This is a genomic window from Streptomyces sp. SL06 (assembly GCF_058244745.1).
Window position 1 is genome coordinate 1,936,716 of sequence record NZ_JBSYOT010000002.1, and the last position, 24,943, is coordinate 1,961,658.

Annotated in this window: 25 protein-coding genes, 2 pseudogenes and 1 riboswitch; of the genes and pseudogenes, 3 read left to right on the forward strand and 24 right to left on the reverse strand. The window is 71.3% G+C overall.

All coding sequences use genetic code 11. The features are described 5' to 3' along the window. The first annotated feature begins 14 nt into the window (after positions 1–14). Positions 15–422, forward strand: a complete 408-nt coding sequence (locus AC4IHM_RS08605; RefSeq protein ID WP_490866485.1) for a VOC family protein — start codon at positions 15–17, stop codon at positions 420–422. 192 nt (positions 423–614) lie between these two features. Further along, positions 615–1,328 (forward strand): LAETG motif-containing sortase-dependent surface protein, encoded by a 714-nt coding sequence (locus tag AC4IHM_RS08610; RefSeq protein WP_490866486.1) that lies wholly within the window; start codon positions 615–617, stop codon positions 1,326–1,328. Between the two features lie 107 nt (positions 1,329–1,435). On the opposite strand, the gene AC4IHM_RS08615 is transcribed toward AC4IHM_RS08610, so the two are convergent. From AC4IHM_RS08615 to rpsB, 9 genes are all read right to left on the reverse strand, one after another. Next, the gene (locus AC4IHM_RS08615; protein ID WP_490866487.1) at positions 1,436–2,455 is read right to left on the reverse strand and encodes an ABC transporter ATP-binding protein; all 1,020 of its coding nucleotides are present in this window, start codon (positions 2,453–2,455) and stop codon (positions 1,436–1,438) included. 2 nt (positions 2,456–2,457) lie between these two features. Next, the gene (locus AC4IHM_RS08620; protein ID WP_490870788.1) at positions 2,458–4,059 is read right to left on the reverse strand and encodes an ABC transporter permease; all 1,602 of its coding nucleotides are present in this window, start codon (positions 4,057–4,059) and stop codon (positions 2,458–2,460) included. A gap of 41 nt (positions 4,060–4,100) precedes the next feature. After that, the gene (locus tag AC4IHM_RS08625) at positions 4,101–5,189 is read right to left on the reverse strand and encodes a thiamine ABC transporter substrate-binding protein (protein ID WP_490866488.1); all 1,089 of its coding nucleotides are present in this window, start codon (positions 5,187–5,189) and stop codon (positions 4,101–4,103) included. 79 nt (positions 5,190–5,268) lie between these two features. Then, positions 5,269–5,374: riboswitch (TPP riboswitch) on the reverse strand. Positions 5,375–5,423: 49 nt separating this feature from the next. Next, complete coding sequence (gene rlmN, locus AC4IHM_RS08630) at positions 5,424–6,536, reverse strand: dual-specificity RNA methyltransferase RlmN (RefSeq protein WP_490866489.1); 1,113 nt, start codon at positions 6,534–6,536, stop codon at positions 5,424–5,426. Between the two features lie 176 nt (positions 6,537–6,712). Beyond that, a complete protein-coding gene (locus AC4IHM_RS08635) occupies positions 6,713–7,891 on the reverse strand; it encodes a phosphatidate cytidylyltransferase (protein ID WP_490866490.1) in 1,179 nt (392 codons plus the stop codon). Beyond that, positions 7,891–8,448, reverse strand: a complete 558-nt coding sequence (gene frr / locus AC4IHM_RS08640; RefSeq protein ID WP_490866491.1) for a ribosome recycling factor — start codon at positions 8,446–8,448, stop codon at positions 7,891–7,893. The genes AC4IHM_RS08635 and frr overlap by 1 nt, the downstream gene beginning before the upstream one ends. Before the next feature lie 178 nt (positions 8,449–8,626). Then, the gene (pyrH, locus tag AC4IHM_RS08645) at positions 8,627–9,385 is read right to left on the reverse strand and encodes a UMP kinase (RefSeq protein WP_490866492.1); all 759 of its coding nucleotides are present in this window, start codon (positions 9,383–9,385) and stop codon (positions 8,627–8,629) included. A gap of 204 nt (positions 9,386–9,589) precedes the next feature. After that, on the reverse strand, positions 9,590–10,426 hold the full coding sequence (gene tsf, locus AC4IHM_RS08650; RefSeq protein ID WP_490866493.1) for a translation elongation factor Ts: 837 nt from the start codon (positions 10,424–10,426) through the stop codon (positions 9,590–9,592). Between the two features lie 95 nt (positions 10,427–10,521). Further along, a complete protein-coding gene (gene rpsB, locus AC4IHM_RS08655) occupies positions 10,522–11,475 on the reverse strand; it encodes a 30S ribosomal protein S2 (protein WP_490866494.1) in 954 nt (317 codons plus the stop codon). Between the two features lie 270 nt (positions 11,476–11,745). Between rpsB and AC4IHM_RS08660 the strand changes: the two genes are divergently transcribed. Continuing rightward, complete coding sequence (locus AC4IHM_RS08660; RefSeq protein WP_490866495.1) at positions 11,746–12,417, forward strand: murein hydrolase activator EnvC family protein; 672 nt, start codon at positions 11,746–11,748, stop codon at positions 12,415–12,417. A gap of 28 nt (positions 12,418–12,445) precedes the next feature. Here the strand turns inward: AC4IHM_RS08660 and AC4IHM_RS08665 are convergent, their stop codons facing one another. The 15 genes and pseudogenes from AC4IHM_RS08665 to AC4IHM_RS08735 all read right to left on the reverse strand — a co-directional run bounded on the left by AC4IHM_RS08665 (position 12,446) and on the right by AC4IHM_RS08735 (position 24,943). Further along, on the reverse strand, positions 12,446–13,003 hold the full coding sequence (locus AC4IHM_RS08665) for a TetR/AcrR family transcriptional regulator (RefSeq protein ID WP_490866496.1): 558 nt from the start codon (positions 13,001–13,003) through the stop codon (positions 12,446–12,448). A 128-nt stretch (positions 13,004–13,131) separates the two neighbouring features. Beyond that, complete coding sequence (gene whiG, locus AC4IHM_RS08670) at positions 13,132–13,974, reverse strand: RNA polymerase sigma factor WhiG (protein ID WP_490866497.1); 843 nt, start codon at positions 13,972–13,974, stop codon at positions 13,132–13,134. Between the two features lie 280 nt (positions 13,975–14,254). Next, positions 14,255–15,442: a DNA-processing protein DprA gene (gene dprA / locus AC4IHM_RS08675; RefSeq protein WP_490870789.1), complete on the reverse strand. Its 1,188-nt coding sequence runs from the start codon at positions 15,440–15,442 to the stop codon at positions 14,255–14,257. A gap of 632 nt (positions 15,443–16,074) precedes the next feature. Beyond that, complete coding sequence (locus AC4IHM_RS08680; RefSeq protein WP_490866498.1) at positions 16,075–17,700, reverse strand: YifB family Mg chelatase-like AAA ATPase; 1,626 nt, start codon at positions 17,698–17,700, stop codon at positions 16,075–16,077. After that, entirely contained in the window at positions 17,700–18,062 is a 363-nt protein-coding gene (locus AC4IHM_RS08685; RefSeq protein WP_490866499.1) for a YraN family protein, read from the reverse strand. Before AC4IHM_RS08685 ends, AC4IHM_RS08680 begins: the two co-directional genes overlap by 1 nt. Positions 18,063–18,215: 153 nt before the next feature. Next, positions 18,216–18,524 (reverse strand): DUF2469 domain-containing protein, encoded by a 309-nt coding sequence (locus tag AC4IHM_RS08690; RefSeq protein WP_018544766.1) that lies wholly within the window; start codon positions 18,522–18,524, stop codon positions 18,216–18,218. Positions 18,525–18,580: 56 nt separating this feature from the next. After that, complete coding sequence (locus AC4IHM_RS08695; protein ID WP_490866500.1) at positions 18,581–19,105, reverse strand: NUDIX hydrolase; 525 nt, start codon at positions 19,103–19,105, stop codon at positions 18,581–18,583. Next, positions 19,095–19,865, reverse strand: coding sequence for a signal peptidase I (gene lepB / locus AC4IHM_RS08700; protein WP_490866501.1), 771 nt, complete (start codon positions 19,863–19,865; stop codon positions 19,095–19,097). Before lepB (AC4IHM_RS08700) ends, AC4IHM_RS08695 begins: the two co-directional genes overlap by 11 nt. A gap of 93 nt (positions 19,866–19,958) precedes the next feature. Further along, positions 19,959–20,945 (reverse strand): signal peptidase I, encoded by a 987-nt coding sequence (gene lepB / locus AC4IHM_RS08705; protein ID WP_490866502.1) that lies wholly within the window; start codon positions 20,943–20,945, stop codon positions 19,959–19,961. Next, positions 20,836–21,918: pseudogene (gene lepB / locus AC4IHM_RS08710) on the reverse strand (signal peptidase I); the annotation flags it as partial. The gene lepB (AC4IHM_RS08705) and the pseudogene lepB (AC4IHM_RS08710), both read right to left, overlap by 110 nt. 35 nt (positions 21,919–21,953) lie before the next feature. Continuing rightward, positions 21,954–22,652 (reverse strand): annotated as a pseudogene (lepB, locus tag AC4IHM_RS08715) (signal peptidase I); the annotation flags it as partial. 45 nt (positions 22,653–22,697) lie between these two features. Continuing rightward, positions 22,698–23,048: a 50S ribosomal protein L19 gene (rplS, locus tag AC4IHM_RS08720; RefSeq protein WP_016432403.1), complete on the reverse strand. Its 351-nt coding sequence runs from the start codon at positions 23,046–23,048 to the stop codon at positions 22,698–22,700. Between the two features lie 136 nt (positions 23,049–23,184). Further along, a complete protein-coding gene (gene trmD / locus AC4IHM_RS08725) occupies positions 23,185–24,018 on the reverse strand; it encodes a tRNA (guanosine(37)-N1)-methyltransferase TrmD (protein WP_490866503.1) in 834 nt (277 codons plus the stop codon). Further along, the gene (rimM, locus tag AC4IHM_RS08730) at positions 24,018–24,572 is read right to left on the reverse strand and encodes a ribosome maturation factor RimM (protein ID WP_490866504.1); all 555 of its coding nucleotides are present in this window, start codon (positions 24,570–24,572) and stop codon (positions 24,018–24,020) included. Before rimM ends, trmD begins: the two co-directional genes overlap by 1 nt. Positions 24,573–24,703: 131 nt before the next feature. Next, positions 24,704–24,943 carry an RNA-binding protein gene (locus tag AC4IHM_RS08735; RefSeq protein WP_003973401.1) on the reverse strand — a complete coding sequence of 80 codons (240 nt, stop codon included), beginning with the start codon at positions 24,941–24,943 and terminating at the stop codon, positions 24,704–24,706.

Consider the following 24,943-nt stretch of genomic DNA (forward strand, 5'->3'; position numbering starts at 1 on the left):
ACAGGAGAGACCCCATGTACCAGCAGATGATCTTCGTGAACCTGGCCACCAACGACCTCGACGCCTCCAGGAAGTTCTTCACCGCGCTCGGCTACGAGATCAACGCCCAGTTCAGCGACGACACCACCGCCTCCGTTCCGCTCGGTGAGACCATCGTCGTGATGCTGCACACGCCGCAGAAGTACCGTGAGTTCACGAAGAAGGACATCGTGGACTCGACGAAGTCCAGCGAGGTACTGCTCGCACTGAGCGCCGAGAGCCGTGAGAAGGTGGACGAGTTGGTCGAGAAGGCGGTCGCGGCCGGCGGCTCGGTCAGCGGCGAGACCCAGGACCACGGCTTCATGTACGGCCGTGCCTTCGACGACCTCGACGGTCACACCTGGGAGGTCGTGTGGACGGACCCGGCGGCCGTCCAGGGCTGAGTCGGGGTCCGGGAGCGCTGAAACGTCCCGGTGGTTAATAAGACGGCAAAGTCAACGTCCTTGGCCGGCATATGCGTTGACACTGCTTATGCACCGCTTATAAACCAGTGAGGCTCATGGGTGTACTGATGCCGTGTCATCGGGTGTCGGTACCCTGCCCACCCCCCATCTGCGCTCCCGTAAAGGACAAACGTGGCAGTCCTGTCCATACTCAACCGCACGGCGTCACGCCGTAGCGTCCGCGCTCTCGGCGTCGTCGCCGCCTCGGCGGCCCTGGCCCTCGGCGCCGCGGGCAACGCCCTCGCGTGCAACATCAGCGAGTTCTCCGCCGACGCCACGTGCGACGGCGACAAGGGTGTCATCACCGTCACCGACGTGGACCCCGCCGGCATCCCCGCCGTCGTCACCGTGTACCTGCAGAACAACGGTGCCGACGCGGAGAAGGTCGGCGAGCAGACCGTCAAGGGTTCGCGCGCGGGCAGCACCATCACCTTCGCCGCGGACTGGAAGCCGAAGGCCGAGTACCGCATCCACGTCAAGGCCGACCGCTACGTCGACGAGGACATCAAGCCGAACCTCGTGACCCCGTCGACCGCCTGCAAGTCGGAGGACACGCCGACTCCGACCCCGTCGGAAAGCTCCTCCACCCCGGCCGAGGAGACGGAGACGCCGGCTCCCGAGCCGTCCACCTCCGCCCCGGCACCGGCGGAGAGCGAGAGCACCGCGCCGGCGGCCGTGCCGGACAACAACGCTCCCTCCCCGGCGGTCGGTGAGTCCAACCTCGCCGAGACCGGTGCGAACTCCAACACCGGCATGATCGCCGGCATCGCGGCGGCCCTGGTCGTCGTCGGTGGCGGTGCGGTCTTCTTCGGCCTGCGCCGTCGCGGAGCGAACAGCGCGAGCTGACGCCCCGGTTGCCGTGACAACGGTGGCCCGTCCCCGGCGGGGGACGGGCCATCGTCGTCTCGTCCCACCCGTACACGGCCTTCCGGCCACCGGGAGCCTCGACCGTGTCAGCCCAGGACGACGACTTCCGTCGCGTCGAACTCCACGCCGACCGTGTCCCCCACCTCCGGAGCCGCCCGCAGCGCGCACGCCGCCTCCAGGCGTGGCGCGTCCTCGGGCTGGAGGTGGACGGCGACATGGGTGCCCCGGAAGGTGCGGGCGGCGACGGTGCAGCGCAGGCCCGCGTCGGCGGGGACGACACGGACCCCGGACGGCCGCACGAGCACCGTGCGCGTCCCCTGGGGGGCGTCCTGCGGGACCGGCACCTTGCCCCAGGGGGTGTCCGCCGCCTGCCCGGCGACGGTCGCCCCGACCACGTTGTCGAAGCCGAGGAAGCGGGCCACGAACGCGTCGGCCGGCCGCTGCCACACCTCAAGAGGCGTCCCCGACTGGGCGATCCGCCCGTCCCGCATCACCACGACCCGGTCGGCGAGCGCGAAGGCCTCGCCCTGGTCGTGCGTCACGGCGAGCACGGTGGTGCCCAACCGGCCGAACAGCTCCCGCAGTTCCACCACGAGGCGCTCCCGCAGCGAGCGGTCGAGCTGGCCGAGCGGCTCGTCCAGCATCAGCAGCCGCGGCCGGGGCGCGAGGGCGCGGGCCAGCGCCACCCGCTGCTGCTCACCGCCGGAGAGCGCGGCGACCGACCGGCGGGCGGCGCCCGTCATCCCGACCAGCTCCAGCAACTCCCCCACCCGGCCATGCTGTTCGGCCCGGGAGGCGCCACGCATCCGAGGTCCGAAGGAGATGTTTCCGGCCACGTCCCGCTGCGGGAAGAGCTGGTGGTCCTGGAACATCAGGCCGACCTCGCGCCGGTGCGCGGGCACTCCGGCCTGGTCCCGCCCGTCCAGCGTCACCCGCCCCTCGTCCAACGGCTGAAGTCCGGCGACCGCCCGCAGCAGCGTCGACTTGCCGCTGCCGCTCGGACCGAGCACGCACACCACCTCGTGCTCGGCGACGTCCAGGTCGACGGCGTCGAGCACCGCCCGCCCGCCGAAGCGGACGGTCGCGCCCTCAAGGCTCAGCAGCATCGCTAGAACTCCCCGCTCCGGTCGGTCCGCAGCCGCTCCAGCACCACGAGGGCCACGGCGCACACCAGCATCAGAATCGTCGAAAGGGCCATCGCCTGCCCGTAGTTCAGGTCGCCGGGCCGGCTCAGCAGCCGGGCCACGGCGACCGGCAGCGTCGGGTTGTCGGGCCGGGCGATGAACACGGTTGCCCCGAACTCCCCGAGGGACACCGCGAAGGCGAACCCGGCCGCCACCAGCAGCGCCCGCCGCACCATCGGCAGGTCCACCTCCCGCCACACCCGCCACGGCGAGGCCCCGAGCACCGCCGCCGCCTCCCGCAGCCGTACGTCCACCGCCCGCAGCACCGGCAGCATGGTCCGTACGACGAAGGGGACGCCGACCAGGGCCTGGGCGAGCGGCACGAGGATCCAGGAGGAGCGCAGGTCCAGCGGGGGTTCGTCCAGCGCGATCAGGAACCCGAAGCCGACCGTCACCGCGGACACCCCGAGCGGCAGCATCAGCAGCGCGTCGAAGCCGCGCACGAGGCGGCCCGCGTCACGCCGGGCGAGCGCGGAGGCCGCCAGCGCGCCGATCACCACGGCGATGGCGGTGGCGGCGAGGGCGTACTGGAGGGAGTTGCCGATCGCCTCGATCGGCGGGACGAGGAAGGTGCCGCCGTCCGCGCGGGTCAGCGCCCGGTAGTAGCCGAAGCCGGGTGCGCCCAGCGACCGTTCGACAAGGACGGCGAGCGGCAGCACCAGCAGCACGGCGACGCTGACCAGGACTCCGGCCAGCAGCGCCCACTGGCCGGTGCCGCGGGGCCGGCGCGCGGTCGTGGCCGCGTCCACCAGCCGAAGGGCCGTCTCCCGCCGCCGTACCGTCCCGGCGTGCACGGCGAGGACCGCGGCCACCGCGGCGAACTGGATCAGCGTCAGCACGGCGGCCGTGGACAGGTCGAAGACCTGGGACGTTTGCCGGTAGATCTCCACCTCCAGCGTGGAGAAGGTGGGCCCGCCGAGGATCTGGACGACGCCGAAGGAGGTGAAGGTGAACAGGAACACCATCAGCGCGGCGGCGGCGACGGCGGGTGCGAGCGCGGGCAGGGTGACCTGCCGCCAGGCCTTGAGCCGTGAGGCGCCCAGCGTCCGCGCGGCCTCCTCCTGCCGCGGATCGAGCTGCGACCACAGTCCTGAGACGGTGCGCACGACGACGGCGTAGTTGAAGAAGACGTGTGCGAGGAGGATCGCCCACACGGTGGTGTCCAGGCGTACGCCCCACAGGTCGTCGAGCAGTCCGCCGCGCCCGACCAGCGCCAGGAACGCCGTGCCCACGACGACCGTCGGCAGCACGAAGGGCACGGTGACCACGGCCCGCAGGAGTTGCCTGCCGGGGAAGTCGAACCGGGCGAGGACATAGGCGCCGGGCAGTGCGATCAGCAGGGTGAGCGCGGTGGAGGCCAGCGCCTGCCAGGTGGTGAACCACAGCACGTGCCGCACGTCGCTCTGCGCGAGCACGTCGCCGATCCGCCCGAACCGCCAGGCGCCGTCGACCCGCAGTCCGCGTGCGACGATCGCGGCGACGGGGTAGGCGAAGAACACCGCGAAGAACGCGACGGGCACGGCCATCAGGCCCAGCCGCGCCGCGCCGCGCACGGCCCTCGCCCCGCCTACTTCAGTACGAGTGAGGTCCACGACTTGACCCACTGGTCGCGGTGGTCGGCGATCCTCGCCGGGTCCATGGTCTGCGGGTCCTTCGCCTGCGGCCCGAACTTCTCGAACGCCTCGGGGATCCGCGCGCCCTCGCGCACCGGGTAGACGAACATGTTCAGCGGCATGTCGTCCTGAAACTCCTTGCCGATGAGGAAGTCGAGGAGTGCCTTGCCGCCCTCGGGGTTCCTGGCGTTGTCGAGCAGACCGGCGTACTCGATCTGGCGGAAGCAGGTGCCGGTGGCGACGCCCGTCGGCGCGGTGGCCGGCTGCGGGTCGGCGTAGATCACCTCGGCGGGCGGGGAGGAGGCGTAGGAGACGACGAGCGGGCGGTCGCCCTTGGCCTTCCTGCCGCCGGACGAACCGGAGAACTCCTCGTTGTACGCCTGCTCCCAGCTGTCGACGACCTTGACGCCGTTCGCCCTGAGCTTCTTCCAGTAGTCCTGCCAGCCGTCGTCGCCGTACGCGGCGGCGGTGCCGAGCAGGAAGCCGAGGCCCGGCGAGGAGCTGGCCGCGTTCTCGGTGACGAGCAGGTTCTTGTACTCCGGCTTGGCCAGGTCGTCGAAGGAGTCCGGCGGGCTGAGCCGGTGCTTGGCGAAGTAGGCCTTGTCGTAGTTGACGCAGATGTCACCGGTGTCGACGGGCGTGACCCGGTGCTTGTCCTGGTCGGTCCGGTACTCGGGACGGATCAGGTCGGAGCCCTTCGCCTCGTACGGCTGGAACAGCCCGTTGTCGAGCGCGCGGGACAGCAGGGTGTTGTCGACGCCGAAGAACACGTCGCCCTGGGGGTTGTCCTTGGTGAGGACGGCCTTGTTGACGGCCTGCCCGGCGTCGCCGTCCTCCAGCACCTTGACCCGGTAGCCGGAACTCTTCTCGAAGGCGGCGATGACGTCCTTGGACGCGGCCCACGAGTCGTGGCTGACCAGGGTCACGGTCTTGGAGTCGCCCGAGTCCCCGCTCCCGCCGTCGGACGACGATCCGCAGGCGGCCAGGCCCCCGGCCAGGCCGAGTCCGAGGGCCAGGGCGGTGGCCTTCTTGGTGATGCTCACTGAATTCCTCCTGGGTGACCAGGAGAAGACGCGGCCCCGCCCGGAGCCCCTGGTGAGGGTCCCGGGCAGGGCGCAACAGCTCGAGTGGTGACCGATCTCCCTACCCAGAATGACCTGGGCCAGGTTCGGAGGGTCTGCGGCCGGTGCCGCACTCTCAGCGCTGTGGCGCTCCCCTGTCGGAATATGAAGATGTGGATATGAAGTGGATATGAAGATGTACTGACGCCGCTCAGGCTACCGCTCGCTCGCGGCGAGCTGACCACACGCCCCGTCGATCTCCTGTCCACGGGTGTCCCGGATCGTCACCGGTACACCGTGCGCCGCGATCGCCTCCACGAACGCCTTCTCGTCCTCGGGCCGCGAGGCGGTCCACTTCGAGCCGGGCGTGGGGTTGAGCGGGATGAGGTTGACGTGCACGGGCCTGCCCTTGAGCAGCCGCCCGAGCCGGTCACCGCGCCAGGCCTGGTCGTTGATGTCCCGGATCAGCGCGTACTCGATCGACAGCCGGCGCCCGGACGTGGCCGCGTACTCGAATCCGGCGTCCAGCACCTCGCGCACCTTCCACCGGGTGTTGACGGGGACGAGGGTGTCGCGCAGCTCGTCGTCCGGGGCGTGCAGCGAGATGGCGAGGCGGCACTTGAAGCCCTCGCCGGTGAAGCGGTGGATCGCCGGGACGAGACCGACCGTGGAGACGGTGATGCCGCGCTGGGAGAGCCCCAGCCCGTCCGGCTCGGGGTCGGTGAGCCGGCGGATGGAACCCACCACCCGGTTGTAGTTGGCGAGGGGCTCGCCCATGCCCATGAACACGATGTTGCTGAGCCGCGCCGGCCCGCCCGGGACCTCGCCGTCCCTGAGCGCGCGCATCCCGTCCACGATCTGGTGCACGATCTCGGCCGTCGACAGGTTCCGGTCCAGGCCCGCCTGCCCGGTGGCGCAGAACGGGCAGTTCATGCCGCAGCCCGCCTGGGAGCTGATGCACATGGTCACCCGGTCCGGGTAGCGCATGAGGACGGACTCGACGAGCGTCCCGTCGAACAGTTTCCACAGGGTCTTGCGGGTGGTGCCCTCGTCGGTCGACAGATGCCGCACGACCGTCATCAGCTCGGGCAGCAGCGCCTCCTGGAGCCCCTGGCGGGAGCCGGCCGGGATGTCGGTCCACTGCTCGGGGTCGTGCGCGTACCGCGCGAAGTAGTGCTGCGAGAGCTGCTTGGCGCGGAACGGCTTCTCGCCGATCGCGGCGACGGCCTCCTTGCGCTCGGCGGGCGTGAGGTCGGCGAGGTGCCGCGGCGGCCGCTTCGCTCCGCGGGGCGCGGCGAAGGTCAGCTCACCGGGGGCTGGACGGGCCACGGTCGGACAACTCCTCAAGGACGGCGGGCCTGTGGCAACACTCCCCGCTCGGGGGGAAGGACGGCACAGCCATGCCGAAGCCAGGAGACCTCGCTGGGTCATCCCCGCGTCGGCGGGGATGCGCGGAAGGGCCCGCGGCCAGACGCCGCAGGCCCTTTCAGGCTACCTGATGACCGTCAACCCGAACCGACGAAGATCACCAGCAGCAGCCAGGCCACCGGCGCCGTCGGCAGCAGCGAGTCCAGGCGGTCCATGATGCCGCCGTGGCCCGGCAGCAGCGTGCCCATGTCCTTGATGCCGAGGTCCCGCTTGATCATGGACTCGCCGAGGTCGCCCAGCGTGGCGCTGACGGAGACCGCGAGGCCGAGCAGCATGCCCTGCCACCAGGCGCCGTCGTCGATCAGGAACTGCATGCACAGCGCGCCCGCCGCCATCGCGAACGTGACCGCTCCCAGCAGGCCCTCGCGGGTCTTGCCGGGGCTGATGCGCGGGGCGAGCTTGGTCCTGCCGAAGCGCCAGCCGACCGCGTAGGCGCCGGTGTCGCTGACGACCGTCAGTATCAGGAAGACCAGGACGCGCCACGCGCCGTCGTCCGCCATCAGCATCATGGCGACGAACGTGGCCAGGAAGGGCACGTAGAAGGCCGCGAACAGGCCCGCGGTGACGTCCTTGAGATAGCCCTCCGGCGGCTCGGTCATCCGCCACACGAGGACCGCGAGCGCCGTGAGCGCCATGGCGACCCACGCGCCCTCGGCGCCCCGCGCATACCCGGCGATCACCATGGCGGCGCCGCCGATGGCCAGCGGGACGAGGGGCGCCTTGATGCCCTTGCGCTCCTCCAGGCGGCTGGTCAGCTCCCACAGGCCCACCACGACGGCGGTCACGATCACGCCGACGAAGACGGCCTTGACGACGAACAGCGACGCGACGATCACCACGCCGAGCCCGACACCGACTCCTATCGCGGCACCCAGGTCACGGCCCGCGCTCTTCTTCTGCGGCTGCGGCTGGGACTGCGCCGGCTGCGGGGCGTCGGGCATGGGCTCCGGATTCTGCGGCACCGGCGCATACGGTTGCGCCGGCGGGTTCTGGTCGCGATACGGCTGGTCGTGCGGGTACCGGTCGCGCGAGGGCTCGTCCCGGTACGGGGAACCGCCCGGCCGAGCGGTCCCCCGGTCGTCGTCCTGGTCTCCGCCGTGATCGGGTACGTCGGGCACGATGGGCATGGGGCGAGTCTGCTGCGCGTGGTGCGCATCGTAGGCGGGACCCGCCGGGGCAGCCCCCTGGACAGGTCCCCGGTCGGACGGCCCCCAGTACCCGGACGGTGGCGGCGCTCCCCAGGAAGAGTCGTTCATCAGACCTCGAGCAGCTCCGATTCCTTGTGCTTCAACAGCTCGTCCACCTGTGCGACGTACTTGGCGGTGGTGTCGTCGAGTTCCTTCTCCGCGCGGCGGCCCTCGTCCTCGCCGACCTCGCCGTCCTTGACCAGCTTGTCGATGGCGTCCTTGGCCTTGCGGCGCACGGAGCGGATGGAGACCTTGGCGTCCTCGCCCTTGCTCTTGGCGACCTTGATGTAGTCGCGACGGCGCTCCTCGGTCAGCTCGGGGAACACCACCCGGATGATGTTGCCGTCGTTGCTGGGGTTGACGCCCAGGTCGGAGTCGCGGATGGCCTGTTCGATGTTGCGCAGGGCGCTCTTGTCGAAGGGGGTCACCACGGCCATGCGCGGCTCGGGCACGGAGAACGAGGCCAGCTGGTTGATCGGCGTCAGCGCGCCGTAGTAGTCGGCCACGATCTTGTTGAACATCGCCGGGTGCGCACGGCCGGTGCGGATCGCGGCGAAGTCCTCCTTGGCGACCACGACGGCCTTCTCCATCTTCTCCTCGGCCTCGAGGAGGGTCTCTTCGATCACCACTTGCTCCTGCGTGTCTTGAGTAGGCCCGGCTGCGGTTCCCTGGCGGGTCGGCGGCCGGCTGCGTCGCGTTCTTCCTGCACGGTTCCCGACCGGCGGGACATTGTCCATCCCCCGGCCCGGCCCCGTCCCGTCCGTCCCCCGGACAGGCGGCGTCCGCGGACGGGGTGTTCTCCGGTCAGTCCCGGCTGCCGTGGTCACCCACAAGCGTGCCGATCTTCTCACCCTTGACGGCGCGGGCGATATTGCCCTCCTTCAGAAGCTCGAAGACCACGATCGGGAGGCTGTTGTCGCGGCAGAGCGTGACGGCCGTCGCGTCGGCGACCTTCAGGTCACGGGTGATGACCTCGCCGTAGCTGAGCGCGTCGAACTTGACGGCGTCCGGGTTGGTCTTCGGGTCGGAGTCGTAGACGCCGTCCACGCCGTTCTTGCCCATGAGCAGCGCCTCGGCGTCGATCTCCAGGGCGCGCTGGGCGGCGGTGGTGTCGGTGGAGAAGTACGGCATGCCCATTCCGGCGCCGAAGATGACCACGCGGCCCTTCTCCAGGTGGCGCACGGCGCGCAGCGGGATGTAGGGCTCGGCGACCTGGCCCATGGTGATGGCGGTCTGCACACGGCAGTCGACGCCCTCCTTCTCCAGGAAGTCCTGGAGGGCCAGGCAGTTCATCACGGTGCCGAGCATGCCCATGTAGTCGGAGCGGGCGCGATCCATGCCGCGTACCTGCAGTTGGGCGCCGCGGAAGAAGTTGCCGCCGCCGATGACGACGGCGATCTGCGCGCCGTCACGTACGACGGCCGCGATCTCGCGGGCCATGGCGTGCACCACGTCGGGGTCGACGCCCAGGCCCCCACCGCCGGAGAAGGCCTCTCCGGACAGCTTCAGCATGAAGCGGCCGCGTACTTTGCCGTCGACGCTCTTCTCGGCCTTGGTGCTCATGGATCTCGCCTCTTCTACGTGGGTCACACACACGAAGAAGGCCACTGCCGGTGGGGGCGTGTTTCGCATCCCATACGCGGCAATGGCCTCCTCGTCAGATCTGCTGTCGTCCGCCGCCACGCGCGCGTGCGCCCAGGCATGCGCGAACGGCGCCGACGACTGCTGTCGACCCTACCGGGGTCGCGCGTCCGTCGCGGTACGGACTCAGATGCCGACCTTGATGCGCGTGAAGCGCTTCAGGGTGACACCGGCCTCGTCCAGCACCTTCTGGACGGACTTCTTGTTGTCGAGCGCGTAGGGCTGGCCCAGCAGGGTGGCGTCCTTGAAGAAGCCGTTGACGCGGCCTTCGACGATCTTCGGCAGGGCGGCCTCGGGCTTGCCCTCGGCGCGGGTGGTCTCCTCGGCGACGCGACGCTCGGACTCGACGACCTCGGCCGGCACGTCCTCCTTGGAGAGGTACTTCGGCGCGAAGGCGGCGATGTGCTGGGCGACACCCTTGGCGATCTCGGCGTTGGGCTTGTCCAGCTCGACGAGGACACCGATCTGCGGGGGCAGGTCGGGCATCGTGCGGTGCATGTACGCGGTCACGAAGCCGCCGGAGAACTGCGCGAAGCGGTCCAGGACGATCTTCTCGCCGAGGTTGGCGTTGGCCTCGTCCACGTACGCCTGGACGGTCTTGCCGGGCTCGATCTCGGAGGCGAGGAGGGCCTCGAGGTCGGCCGGGGCGGCCTTGGCGACGTGCTCGGCGATGGTCTTGGCGACGTCCTGGAACTTGTCGCCCTTGGCGACGAAGTCCGTCTCGCACTTCAGCTCGACGAGGACACCCGAGGTGTTGTCGTCGGCGATGATCGAGACGACGGCGCCGTTCTCCGCGGAGCGGCCCTCGCGCTTGGCGACGCCCTTCTGCCCCTTGATGCGGAGCGCCTCGACGGCCTTCTCGACGTTGCCCTCGGCCTCGTCCAGCGCCTTCTTGCAGTCCATCATGCCGGCACCGGTCAGCTCACGGAGCTTCTTGACGTCGGCGGCGGTGTAGTTCGCCATGATTCCGGAATCTCTCTCGAAGTCTGAAGATCTACGGGCCGGACGGCGGGGGCTTTGTGGGCCCCCGCCGTCCAGAACCCGAAGGTGGTGAGGGGTCAGGCCTGCTCGGCGTCCGCGGCCGGAGCCTCGGCGGCCGGGGTGACCGGAGCCTCGGCGGGCGCCTCGGCGGCGGGCGTCTCGGTGACCGGGGCCTCGGCGGGGGCGGCCTCGGCGGCCGGAACCTCGGCGGGCTTCTCGGCGTCCTCGGCGGGGGCGGAGTCGGCCTTCTTCTCGGCCTTCTCACCCTCGAGCAGGTCGCGCTCCCACTCGGCGAGCGGCTCGCCGGCGGCCTTCTCGCCCTTGGCACCGCCGGCGGCACCGGAGCGGGCGATGAGGCCCTCGGCGACGGCGTCGGCGATCACGCGGGTGAGCAGGGTGACGGAGCGGATCGCGTCGTCGTTGCCCGGGATCTTGTAGTCGACCTCGTCGGGGTCGCAGTTGGTGTCGAGGATGGCGACGACCGGGATGTTGAGCTTCCGGGCCTCGCCGACCGCGATGTGCTCCTTCTTGGTGTCCACGATCCAGACGGCGCTGGGCACCTTGGACATCTCGCGGATACCGCCGAGGGTCTTCTCCAGCTTGGCCTTCTCGCGGGAGAGGACCAGCAGCTCCTTCTTGGTGAGGCCGGAGGCGGCCACGTCCTCGAAGTCGATCTGCTCAAGTTCCTTCAGGCGCTGCAGGCGCTTGTAGACGGTCGAGAAGTTGGTGAGCATGCCGCCCAGCCAGCGCTGGTTGACGTAGGGCATGCCGACGCGGGTGGCCTGCTCGGCGATGGCCTCCTGCGCCTGCTTCTTCGTGCCGACGAACATGACCGTGCCGCCGTGGGCGACGGTCTCCTTGACGAACTCGTAGGCGCGATCGATGTACGACAGCGACTGGAGCAGGTCGATGATGTAGATGCCGTTGCGCTCCGTGAAGATGAAGCGCTTCATCTTCGGGTTCCAACGACGGGTCTGGTGACCGAAGTGGACGCCGCTTTCCAGCAGCTCCCGCATCGTGACGACGGCCATGGCCGTATCTCCTCGAGTTTCTCGGTTGCCGCGCAGGCCGGACGGCTTGCGCGCCTGACGCCCGCGATGCGCCGTGCCACGAAGGACCGAGGGGCGCTGACACGAGTCTTTGACGGCCTCGTGCCGGGGCGTGCGAAGTCGACCCGGTGACCCGGATCGCCATCAGAAGTGTACGGGACCCACGGGGTACCGGGTGACGCGGCTGTCCACAACCCGGAGGCGGTCCACAGGGCCGGGCGGCGGCGGGGCCCTATGCGGGACGGTTCTCGCATGCGAGCGAGGCGATGTGTGAGTGCGGGCATGTGGGTGGTGCTGCTGTGGGTGGTGGTCCTGGCCCCGGGACCGCCACGCCCGGTGCCGGCGGAGTCCGCGTCGGCGACAAGGGCGGCGACGGTGCCGGTGCCGGTGCCGCCCGCGGACGCGGTGCCGGGCCGGGACCCGGCGGTGCCGGCCGTGGCCCGCCACTGGCCGGTCGGCACCCGGCCCGCCGTCCTGCGCGGCTGGGAACCGCCGGCGACCCCGTACGGTCCGGGCCACCGCGGTGTGGACCTCGCGGCGCCGGGCGGGACCCCGCTACGGGCGGTGGCGGCGGGGCGGGTGTTCTTCGCGGGGCGGGTCGCGGGCAGAGGCGTCGTCTCGCTGGAACTGGCGGGGACGGGCGACCCGCCCCTGCGGACGACGTACGAGCCGGTCGCGGCGTCGGTGCGCGAGGGCGACGAGATCGCGGCGGGCGAGGTGCTCGGCACGGTCGAGGCGACGGGCTCGCACTGCGCGGCCTGCCTGCACTGGGGCCTGCTGCGAGGCAAGGTCTACCTCGACCCGCTGTCCCTGCTCCCGCCGTGGCTGCTGGACGGAGGGCCGTCCAGACTCCTGCCCGTCCTGGGCGTCCCACTGCCCGCCCGGCCGCGAGCGCCCGGGGCGTGGACGCCGGGCACCTCGTGAACGCCGGGGCCCCGGCCGGTCCCGGGCGTCAGCCCCGTACGCCCCGCAGCGCCATGGAGACCGCCGCCTCCGTGATCACCGGGGGCTCCTCCGCCGCTCCCAGCTCGATCCGCCGTACGGCAGCGTCCACGACGCCTTGCAGCAGCATCGCGGCCAGCCTCGGCTCCGCGTGCCCCATCTCCCCCAGCGCCTCGACGATCATCGCGATCAGACCGCCGTGCGCCGCGCGGATCTTCTCCCGCGCGCCGGCGTCCAGCTCGCTCGCGGAGATGGCGACGACGGCCCGGTGCCGGCGGTCCCCGACCAGTTCGAGCTGCTTGCGCACATACGCCTCGACCTTGGCCTCGGGGCCCGCCGCACGCTCCATCGCCGCCTCGACCTCGGCGGCCCAGACCGGGAAGTCGACGGCGCACAGCTCCTCGACGACCGCGGCCCGCGACCGGAAGTACTCGTAGACGGACGACCGGGCAAGCCCCGTGCGTTCGGCCAGGGCGGGGAAGGTCAGCGCCTCCGTTCCGCCGTCGGACAGCAGGGAGCGTGCCGCGTCCAGCAGGGCGGCACGCTGCATCGACCGGTGCTCGGCCACAGAGGCCGCTCGAATCCTTGGCACGTCACCACCTTACGGACGCGTCACGCCGTACGGGAGTCACCCACCCCGCCGCACGGGCGCCGACCGGCTCACCGAAGGGGCCGATCACATGCCATAAGCCCAGGTCAGCGGCCAAAACTCGCCAGTTTGGCCCGGAGCTGCAAGACGGACTTGGTGTGAATCTGACTGACCCGGCTCTCGGTGACCCCGAGCACGTTCCCGATCTCGGCGAGCGTGAGGCCCTCGTAGTAGTACAGCGTGACGACGGTCTTCTCCCGTTCGGGCAGCGTGTTGATCGCGCGCGCCAGGAGCCGCCGCAGCTCCCGGTCCTCGGCGACCTCCACCGGGTCGTCGGCGGCGGTGTCCTCCAGGGTGTCCATCAGGCTCAGCCGGCCGCCGCCCTCGCTCCCCGCGTGCAGCAACTCCTCCAGGGCCACCACGTTGGCCAGCGACAACTGGCTGAAGACCGCATGGAGATCCTCCACCGCGATCCCCATCTCCACGGCGACCTCGCTCTCCGACGGGGTGCGGCGCAGCCGTGCCTCCAGCGTCGCGTACGCGCGCTCCACGTTGCGCGCCTTCTGCCGCACCGACCGCGGGATCCAGTCCAGCGCCCGCAGCTCGTCGATCATCGCGCCCCGGATCCGGGTGATCGCGTAGGTCTCGAACTTGATCTCCCGGTCCACGTCGAACTTCTCGATGGCGTCGATCAGCCCGAACACCCCGGAGGAGACGAAGTCCGCCTGCTCGACATTGGCCGGCAGCCCCACGCTCACCCGGCCCGCCACGTACTTCACGAGGGGCGAGTAGTGCAGGATCAGCTGTTCCCGCAGCCGCTCGTCCCCCGTCGCCTTGTACGACCGCCACAGCTCGTCGAGCGTCGAGGGGGCGGACGGTCGCACGCTGCCACCGTCGCGGGCGGCTGGGGGGATGGCCGCCCGGTCGGACCCGGAGGTGTGCTGGGGCATTCGTCGCCTAGTGCCGTTCTGCCGTGATGTGGTGTCTGAGGCCGCCGGTCTGGTCTGGTCTGGTCGTCGTTGCTGTAGGCCGTCTGCGTGGGGCCCTTGTGAGCGTAGCGTGACTGGACCGTCGCGGTGCGCGAAGCATCGGGTGGGGAACATACGCAGATACGTTCCGCCGAACGCTCAACAGGGGGGACGATGATCGCTCTGGGTGATCACTCGAATACCTCAACTGCCGGAAATCCCACGGGCGTCGGGGTTCCCCCGGACGGCCGAACACGTTGCGTCAGGATGGCCTCCCGCCGCCGCGGACCGAGATCATCGCCTGGCGTGTCAACTTCCAGCCGTCGCCGTGTCGTTCGACGTAACCAAGTGCTCGAAGCTCGTACAGTCTCGCGATCGCGTCGTCCTCGGTGGTCTGGGCGGCGCGTGCCGCCTCGGCCGCCGTCGCGGCGTCGCGTGCGGGGAGTGCGGCCAGCACCTGGCGGGTCCGTGGTTCCAGGAGGTCGGTGGGCAGGACCGGCCCGCGGCGCTCCGGGGGCAGCTCCCCCATGTCGCCGACCAGTTCGACCACCTCGGCCGCGTCGCCGACGAGCACCGCGTCGCCGCGCAGCAGTTCGTGCACCCCCGCGGACAGCGCGCTGGTGGCCGGTCCCGGCACGCCCATCGTGTGCCGGCCGAGACGCTGGGCCGCCCGCGCGGTGACCAGCGAGCCGCTGCGGTAGGCGGCCTCGACGACCACGGTGCCCCGGGTCAGCGCGGCGATCACGCGGTTGCGCAGGATGAATCTGCTCGGCGTCGGGTGATCGCCCGGTGGCAGCTCTCCGACGACCAGTCCCTGTTCGGCGATCCTGGTGATCAGCCGGGTGTGCCCGGGTGGGTAGGGGCGGTCGACTCCGCAGGCGAGGACGGCGACGGTGGCGCCGCCCGCGCCGAGGGCGCCCCGGTGGGCGGCTCCGTCGATCCCGTAGGCGCCGCCGGACACCACGACCCAGCCGTGTTCGGAGAGGCCGGCGGCGAGGGTGGCCGCCATGTGGGCGCCGTACTCGGTGCAGGCGCGGGCGCCGACGACGGCGACCGACCTCAGTGCCCACAGGCGCAGGCTGGGCCTGCCGCGCACCCACAGTCCCAGGGGCCGGGCGTCCGCGAGGTCGTCGAGCTGCCCCGGCCACTCGACGGTGCCCGGCATCACGAACCGCGCCCCGGCCGCGCGGGCGACGGCCAGGTCCCGCTGCGGATCGGCCCGGCCCGCCCGAGCGCACAGCCCCGCCCACCGTTTCTCGCTCACCCCCGGCAGGGGGCGCCCGCCCCGGCGCAGCCGCCGCACCACGTCCGCGACCCCGCGTTCCCGCACCCAACGCCCACCGGTCTCGTCCCCCGGCTCAATGACCCGACTCAGAAAGACCCGCCCCAGCAACTCCCCGTCCCCCACCTCCAGACCACCGTCCCCGGCCGGTACCTCCCGCCCGGCCACACCGGCGGCTCGCGTCGGATCCGTACCCACCGCCACACCGGTGGCTCGGCCCGGGTCCTCACCCACGGCCACGGCTGCCGCCCCGGCCGGTTCTCCAGGCGCGGCCGCGTCCGCAGCCCTGCCCGGATCCACGCCCAGGGCCACATCGGCGCCCCCGCCTGGATTGTCACGCACGACCACATCACCGACTCGGCCCGGATCCACGCCCGCGGCCACGGCCGCCACCCCAGCCGCACCCGGGATCACATCGGCACCCCCGGCCCGATCCGCACCCGCGGCCACACCGGTCGGTCGGCCCGGATCCACACCCGCAGCCACAGCCGCCACCCCAGCCGGCCCTGCAGGCACGACCGCGTCCACAGCCCCAGCGCCACCCAGGACCACAGCGGCACCCCCGCCCGCATCCGCACGCACGGCCACACCGGCAGCCTCGGTCGCACTCTCGCCCGCGGCCACGCCGGAGGCGACGGGCACGGTGTCCCCCGTCACCCGACCGTCACCCATGGACACGCGACCACCCCCGGCCAGACCCTCGCTCGCGGCCACGGCGGCAGCCCCCGGCACGGTGTCCCCCGCCACCCGGCCGTCGCCTCCACCGGCAGCGTCGCCCCCGGGCACGGGCCCGCCCCCGCTCACGTCAGTGCTCCGAGGGCCATGGGGACGCCCCGCGGTACCCCCGTGCGGAGTTGCAGTGCCAGGGCGACGTCTCTCGTGTCGGGGCGGTCGTGGCCGACGAGGTCGGCCACGGTCCAGGCGACGCGCAGGACCCGGTCGAGGCCGCGGGCGGTGAGCACGCCCCGTTCCAGACAGCGTTCCGCCTCCTCCAGGGCGCCGGGCGCGGCAGGCCAGCGGCTGCGCAGCTCCCGGCCGGGCACCTCGCTGTTGGAGCGCCACGGAGTGCCCGCGAGGCGTGCGACCGCCCGCTGCCGGGCCGCGGCCACCCGGTCGGCGACGGTCACGGTGGCGTCACCCCGGGCGCCGCAACCGGTCAGCTGGCCGCGGGTGACCCGGTCCACCTCGACCCGGAGGTCGATCCGGTCGAGCAGCGGACCGGACAGCCGGGCCTGGTAGCGGCGGATCGCCGAGGACGAGCACTCGCACAGGTCCTCCTTCCGAGTGAACCGCCCGCACGGGCAGGGATTGGCGGCGAGCACCATCAGGAACCGGGCCGGAAACCGCACCACGCCCGCACTGCGCGCGATGACGACGTGCCCGGCCTCCAACGGCTGGCGCAGGGCGTCGAGCGCGTGGCCGCTGAATTCCGGCGTCTCATCCAGGAACAGGACGCCTCGATGCGCCAGTGAGACGGCTCCCGGCCGCGCGATGCCGGGGCCGCCCCCGACGAGGGCCTGCATAGTGGCGGAATGGTGCGGTGCGCAGTAGGGAGGCACGTCGATCAGCGGGTTGCCCGGGGGCAGCAGGCCGGCCACCGAGTGCACGGCGGTGACCTCCAGCGACTCCGCGCGGCACAGCCGGGGCAGGATGGCGGGCAGCCGTTCGGCGAGCATGGTCTTCCCGGCGCCGGGCGGCCCCTCCAGGAACAGGTGGTGGCCGCCGGCCGCGGCGACCTCCACCGCGGTGCGCGCCGACTCCTGGCCCACCACGTCGGAGAGGTCGTGCCCGTGGTCGTACTGCGCCGCTCCCATGCTGTGCATCCCGGTGGCGGCGCCCGTGCCTGGCATGCGCAGACCGGCGAGGAGCGGGTCGGGGCGGCCCTGCCGGTCCTGTTCCTCCTCGGGCACCGGCTCGTCGGCCAGGACGGCGATCAACTGGCGCAGACTGCGTACGCCCAGCACCGACACCCCGGGCACGAGGGACGCCTCGGCCGCGGCGCACTCCGGTACGACCACCTGTTCGTACCCCGCCTCGGCGGCGGCCAGGACCGCCGGCAGGATGCCGCGCACCGGCCGCACCCGGCCGTCCAGTCCCAGCTCCCCGATCATCACGATGTCGGCGAGCACCCGGGGGTCGACGCGTTCGGAGGCGCCCAGGACGCTTGCCGCGACGGCGAGGTCGAAGCCGCTGCCGCTCTTCGGCACCGACGCGGGACTGAGCCCCACCGTCAGCTTCTTCTGCGGCCACTGAGCGCCCGAGTTCACCACCGCGGCCCGCACCCGGTCCCGGCTCTCCGTCAGGCTCTTGTCCGGCAGCCCGACCAGCGTGAAGGCGGCCACGCCCGGTTCGAGGTCGGCCTGGACCTCGACCACGACGCCCTCGACGCCGACGAGCGCCACGGAGCACGTACGCGCGAACCCCATCACGCCACCCCCCGGGCGTGCTCGACCACCGGGGCGCCGCGCTGCGGCAGGAGCACGCCGACCAGGTCGACGCGGACGCCACCGGGCGGGGCTCCGCCGTGGGTCTGGATCCAGCGTTCGGCGAGCCGTCGCAGCCGCTCCGCCTTCTCGGGGGTCACGGCGGCCATCGGATGTTCGAAGGAGCCGCCCCTGCGGGTCTTGACCTCGCAGACGACGAGGACGTCCCCGTCGAGGGCCACGATGTCGATCTCGCCGGTCCTGCCGCAGCGCCAGTTGCGCTCCAGGACCCTCATTCCGGCTCCGGTCAGCCGGCGGGCGGCGAGGGTCTCGCCGTACTTGCCCATCGCACCTCGTGCGTTCATGTCGGCACCACCTCCGGCGCCAACGATGAGGGCGGTTCAGCAAGCTATTGGATCTTGGTGGACGGCCGGACGGCTGTGGACAACCTCGTCACCCGCGCGAGCGAGACCCGTCGATCACGAGCCGACCGCACCCGTCGATCACGCGTCGGCACTTCAACCGCTGGGAAGCTCCAGGTCGCTCTTGTTCAGCTCCTCAATGTTCACGTCCTTGAACGTCAACACTCGGACCTGCTTCACGAACCTGGCCGGCCGGTACATGTCCCACACCCATGCGTCGGCCATCGTGACCTCGAAGAACACCTCACCCTGGACCGAGTGCACCTGCATCTCGTAGTCATTGGTGAGGTAGAAACGCCGCTCGGTCTCGATCACGTATTTGAACAGGCCGACGACATCGCGGTACTCCCGGTAGAGCTTCAGCTCCATCTCGGTCTCGTACTTCTCGAGGTCCTCGGCGCTCATGGCATGTTCCCCTTCAGCCGTGCGGTCCCACCATTGTGCGCCAGTGCCGTGCGCCCCTAGACGATTTCGGTGTCGAGGGTCACCGGCCCGGCCGGGGGACCTTCGTCGAGCAGCTTGCGCAGCAGCTCGGCGAGTCTGGTCGGATACACCGTCTCATGTGCCCGGGTCAGTTCCCGACACGTCCACCAGCGCGCTCCGGCGACGCTGCGCCGCTCCAGCTCGGTCAGGCCGAGGGCCTCGGTCCTGGTCTGGGTGGTGCGGGCCAGGTAGTACCACTCGTCCTGGTCCCAGCGGCGCCCCGCGAAGGGGAAGGAGCACCTGCGCCGCCACAGCACCGGGCCGAGTGCGATGTCGGTGATGCCGGTCTCCTCCAGGAGTTCCCGGCGGGCGGCCTCCTCGCGGGTCTCGTCCCCCTCCACGCCGCCGCCAGGCGTGAACCACCAGTCGTCGTCCGGATCGTCCGGTTCGTGGCCGTGCAGCAGCAGGATGCGGTCCTCCGGGTCGAGCAGCACGACCCGGGCGACCCTGCGCAGCCCGCCCCGGTAGGTGTCCTGCCCCGCAGGGGTCGCCTCAGCGGCCACCGGTCGGCTCCACTGCGGCGCGAGAACGGGAGGCCCGCTTGGCGAGAGGGCCGTACGCCGCGCCGCCCAGGATCAGCACGGCCCCGGCGATCACCAGCGCGACGACCGTCCGCAGCGGGCCGGGCGAGGAGAGGCCGCCCAGCGTCTCGAAGCCGGTCGGCCGCTCCAGCATGCCGTTCATCGGCCAGACCACGGCGTCCACGCGGCCGTCCACGGCACCGCGCGACACGGTGCCGTCGGCCGCGTCGGTGAGGTGGGCGGTGGAGTCCAGGGAGTTGCCGCGCTCGTCGCCCAGCAGGAACAGGCGGCCCTCCGGGACGGTCACGGTCGGGAAGTCGCCGTTCTCGGCCGGCGTACCGGCGGGCAGGTACGGCTCGTCGATCACCTTGCCGTTGACCTTCAGCCTGCCCTTCTGGCAGCAGGAGACGGTGTCACCGCCGACGGCGACGACCCGTTTGACCATCGGGGCGTTGGCCCAGGTCGTGTCCTTGAAGACGACGACATCCCCGCGGCGCACGTCGCTGCCCGCCACCCGCTGCGCCAGCACCCGGTCGCCGGCGTCGATGGTCGGCGTCATGGAACTGGTCGGCACCGTGTAGGGCCGGTAGACCACCGCTCCCCAGACGAACCCGCCGAGGAACAGCACCAGACCCAGCGCCACGGCGAGGCCCGACAGCCGCTCCCCGGTCCGGCCGCCACCCGGGCTCCTGCTCGCTCCGCCGCCGCGCGGAGCCGTACGTGTCGTGCTCTCGCCACCCATGGAGCCGCACCCTACCCGGCGAGTACCCGTACGGGGCAGCCCCTCCCGGCGGCCGGAAGGGACTGCCCCGTGAACGGTCGTGCGAACCGGACGTCAGCGGGTTTCGGCGGGGGCGATGCGCCGGCGGCGCCACCAGACGACCGGGACGACACCGGCGAGGGCCAGGCCCTGCGGCGCCACCGACAGCGCGGCGGCCGCCGACCGGGCCTGCAGACCGTCCTGGTCGAAGGTGTCGGGGACCGGCAGGGTGCCCCAGCGGTTCATCGGCCAGGCGACCACGACGGCGCGGCCGACGACCTCGTCCACCGGGACCATGCCGTTGTTCTTGTCGGACTGGTTGTAGCGCGAGTCCCGGGAGTTCTGCCGGTGGTCGCCCATCACCCAGATGGAGCCCTGGGGCACCTTGACCTTGAACCGGCCGCCCTGGTCGTCGTCGCTGCACGGCGTGTTGCCCGGGTAGACGTAGGGCTCGTCCAGCGCCTTGCCGTTGACCTTGAGCGGGCCGGTCTTGTTGCACTCGACGGTGTCGCCGCCGACGCCGATGACCCGCTTGATCAGGTCCTTCTCGTCCGCGGACGGCATCAGGCCGATCCAGCTGAGGACCGTCTGCAAGGCGTTCGGGTCGGGCGTCGGCTCGCCCGCCAGCCACTTGTCCGGGTCGTGGAAGACGACGACCTCGCCGCGCTCGGGCTTCGAGCCGAACCAGGGGGTGAGCTTGTCGACCAGGACCCGGTCACCGATCCTGAGCGTGTTCTCCATCGAGGACGACGGGATCGAGAACGCCTGCACCAGGAACGTCTTGATCAGCAGCGCGAGCACCAGCGCGATGCCGATGAGGATCGGCAGTTCCTTCCAGAAGGAGCGCGGCTTCTTGGTCTCGGGGGGCGCCCCCTGCGGCGTCCCGCCCACTCCCTCGTCCTCGGTCCCGCTCTGTTCGTTCGTCACCCTGCCGTCCTCGGTTCCGGAGCCGTACCCGGAGCCCGGGACGCCGGTCACGGCCGGGCCGGCCGCTTCCCCGGGGCGTCCGCGGTTCTCCTCGCCGTCGTGTCCGGACCGTGCGCCAACCGCCACATCCCCCACGCCAACTCCTTACTCTCTGCCGCCGCCTGCCCCGTATACGGCGCAGACCCACCACTCCCATAACGAGCGGGAGTTCCGCAGGGGTCGGGAGTTGAACCAATGTGTTCGGATCGTCGGGGGCAACCCTATGCGACAGCCGGGAAGCGGCGGTCGAACCGGAGGCCGAATCGGACACGGACGCGTACGTTTTCGGTTCGTCCAGGGAGGTCCAGTGGCCGAACGGCCATGCGATCACCATGGCACGCCCCACCACCCCGTCCTTGGAGACCGTGCCGAAGTCGGTCTCCTGGTGGGCGCGGGAGTCGGCGGAGTTGGAGCGGTGGTCGCCCATCACCCACAGCCGCCCGTCGGGGACCGTGACCTCGAACGGCGTCCTGGACGGGGTGTCCCCGGGGTACAGGTAGTCCTCCTTCAGGGGGACTCCGTTGACGGTGATGCGGCCCTGGGTGTCGCAGCACTCGACCTTGTCCCCGCCCACGCCGACGACCCGTTTGATGAGGTCCTTCTCGTCGTCGGACGGCAGCAGGCCGATGGCGGCGAGGCCCTGCTTGACCTGCTTGATGACGACGGGGTCGTCCTTCTTGGTGGTCTGCTCCCCCTGGAGCCAGCCGCCGGGGTCCCGGAAGACCACGACATCCCCGCGCTTGGGCTCGGAGCCGAACCACGGGGTGAGCTTGTCCACCAGGACGCGGTCGCCGATCTGGATCGTCTGCTCCATGGAGCCGGACGGGATCACGAAGGCCTGGACGAGGAAGGTCTTCAGCACCAGCGCTATGAGGACGGCGACACCGACGAGGAGGGGGATCTCCTTGACCGCGCCGCGCCTGCGACGCCGCTTGACCTTCCGCTGGAGCTTGCGCCGCTCGGCACGGGAGCGCCCACCGGAGGTTCCGGCGGTGCGCCGGGAGCCGGTGGGCAGCAGGTTCTCCGCGGGGCTGCTGGGCGTCCCGCGCGGCTTGCCGCGGCTACCCATCGGTGTCCTCGTCGTGCTCCGCCCCGGAACGTCCGTGCCCGCGGCACGCGCGTGTAGGCGTCGGGACGTTCGAGGTGGGTGGCGTGGCCGACGGGCCAGACGATCCAGTCGGCGCGGCCGATCACCCGGTCCACCGGGATCATGCCGCCGCCCGGCGAGCCCAGGTGGTCGCGGGAGTCGCTGGAGTCGGCGCGGTGGTCGCCGAGGACGAAGAGGGTGCCGTCGGGGACGACGACGTCGAAGCGCACCGTGGAGGGACTGTCGCCGGGGTACAGGAACGCCGACTCGTCGACCCACTGGCCGTTCACCCGGATCCTCCCCTCGCTGTCGCAGCACACCACGTGGTCCCCGCCCACACCTACAACGCGTTTGATGTAGTCGCCGTGCCCGAAGAGCCCGGTGCCGTCGAAGACGACGATGTCGCCCCGCTGCGGCCGGCCATGGAAACGGTACGCCAACTTATTTACGAGAACCCGGTCACCGATCCTCAATCCGCTCTCCATCGATCCGCTGGGGATCTGGAACGGGCGCAGCACGAAGGTGCTGACCAGCAGCAGGAACAGCAGCAGGGTCAGGAGGGTCACGGTGATCCGGCCGCCCGGCACCGAGTCCCTGATCCGCCCGGCGAACGCAGAACGCGACCGTCCCCCCGGGCCCTTCGGAGCCGAGCGCTGCTCGGAGTCGGAAGGGCGGGAGGAGCGGTCGCGCTCCGTGGGCTGTGCTTCGGTGTCCATCGAGGCCAGATGCTATCCGGCCCCGGCGCGGACCCCGGAGAGCGCTCAGCTCTCGCGCTTCTCCTTGATCTTCGCGGCCTTGCCGCGCAGCTCGCGCAGGTAGTACAGCTTCGCGCGGCGGACATCGCCGCGGGTGACGAGTTCGATCTTCTCCACGATCGGGGTGTGCACCGGGAAGGTGCGCTCGACGCCGACGGAGAAGGAGACCTTGCGGACCGTGAAGGTCTCGCGCACGCCGGCACCCTGGCGGCGGATGACCACGCCCTTGAACTGCTGCACACGGGAGCGGTTGCCCTCGATGACGCGCACGTGGACGTTGACGGTGTCGCCGGGGCGGAAGGCCGGGACGTCGCTGCGCAGCGACGCGGCGTCGACGGAGTCGAGCAGGTGAGACATTTCGTCTGCTTTCCTCGCTGATGCCACAGGTCATCAACGGAAACTAGGTGTTTCGGAATCAGGGCCGTGCGGGTCGGGACGGGCGTCGTGTCCCCCTGTGGCAGGGGCGCGCTCCGGACGGACGCACAACAGCGGCCTATTGTTCCATGCCCGGCGTCCTGCGCCAAAATCGGCCGTACGGCTCCCCGTCCGGGTCGGGTTCCCAGCCCAGGATGGAGAGCATCTCGCGGTCCTTCTTGCCGAAGGCCTCGGGGTCGCACCGCTCGATCAGGTCGGGCCGGTTGGCCGTGGTGCGCCGCAGGGACTCGTCGCGGCGCCAGCGGGCGATCCTGCCGTGATGGCCGCTGAGCAGCACGTCCGGGATGCCGCGTCCGCGCCACCGCGGCGGCTTGGTGTGCACGGGGCCCTCCAGGAGGTTGGCCATGGCACCGGGGGCGAAGGAGTCGTCCCGGTGGGACTCGGCGTTGCCCAGCACGCCGGGCAGCAGCCGCGCCACGGCCTCGGTGACGACGAGTACGGCCGCCTCGCCGCCGGCCAGGACGTAGTCGCCGATGGACACCTCGTACACGGGCATCCGGGTGGCGTACTCGTCGACGACCCGGCGGTCGATGCCCTCGTAGCGGGCCGGTGTGAAGATCAGCCAGGGCCGCTCGGAGAGATGGACGGCGAGTTCCTGGGTGAAGGGCCGGCCGCTGGGCGTGGGCACGACGAGGGCGGGCCCACCGGAGCCCGTCTCATAGCCGTCGGCCAGGACGGAGTCCAGCGCGTCGCCCCACGGCCCGGTCTTCATGACCATGCCGGGGCCGCCGCCGTAGGGGGTGTCGTCGACCGTGTTGTGCCGGTCGTAGGTCCAGTCCCGCAGGTCGTGCACGTGGACGTCCAGTTGTCCGCGCGCGCGTGCCTTGCCGACGAGGGAGACGTTCAGCGGTTCCAGGTACTCGGGGAAGATCGTGACGACGTCGAGCCGCATCAGGCGTCTTCCCCGGCCGCGTCCCGTGCCGAGGCGATCTCCGCCCGGTCGTCGATCAGGCCCGGCGGCGGTTCGATGACCGCGCGCTGCTCGTCGAGGTCGATCTCGGTGACGATCTCGGAGACGAACGGCACGTAGACCTCGCTGCCGTCGGGGCGCTCCACCACGAACAGGTCCTGCGTGGGCAGGTGGGAGATCTCCGTGATCCGGCCGACCTCGACCCCGTCCCCGGTCACCACGTCGAGGTCGATCAGCTGGTGGTCGTAGTACTCGTCCTCGTCCTCGGGCCGTTCGCCCGGATCGACGTCGGCGATCAGGAGGGTGTTGCGCAGCGCCTCGGCGCCGGTGCGGTCGTGGACGCCGGCGAAGCGCAGCAGGAGGCGGCCGCTGTGCACCCGGCCGGTCTCGACGGTGAGCGGCCCGGCGGAGGCGGGGTCGGTGGCCAGTACGGCACCGGGCCCGAGCCTCAGCTCCGGCTCGTCCGTGCGGACCTCGACGGTCACCTCGCCCTTGATCCCGTGGGCGCGGCCGATGCGTGCGACTACCAGCTGCACTGTGCTTGATCTCCTGTCGAAACTGCGACGAGCCGCTCACGGCCCATACGACGCCGGTCACGGCCCATACGACTGCGGGCCGGGGACGGCCCAGTGGCCCTCCCCGGCCCGAGCCGGTACTTCTTCTGGCGTCAGCGGACGTGGTCCACGTCGACGAGGTCGACGCGGACACCGCGGCCGCCGATGGCGCCCACGACGGTGCGCAGAGCGCGTGCGGTGCGGCCGTTGCGACCGATCACCTTGCCGAGGTCGTCGGGGTGCACCCGGACCTCGAGTACCCGCCCGCGACGCAGGTTGCGCGAGGCGACCTGCACATCGTCGGGATTGTCGACGATGCCCTTCACGAGGTGCTCGAGAGCCTCCTCGAGCAT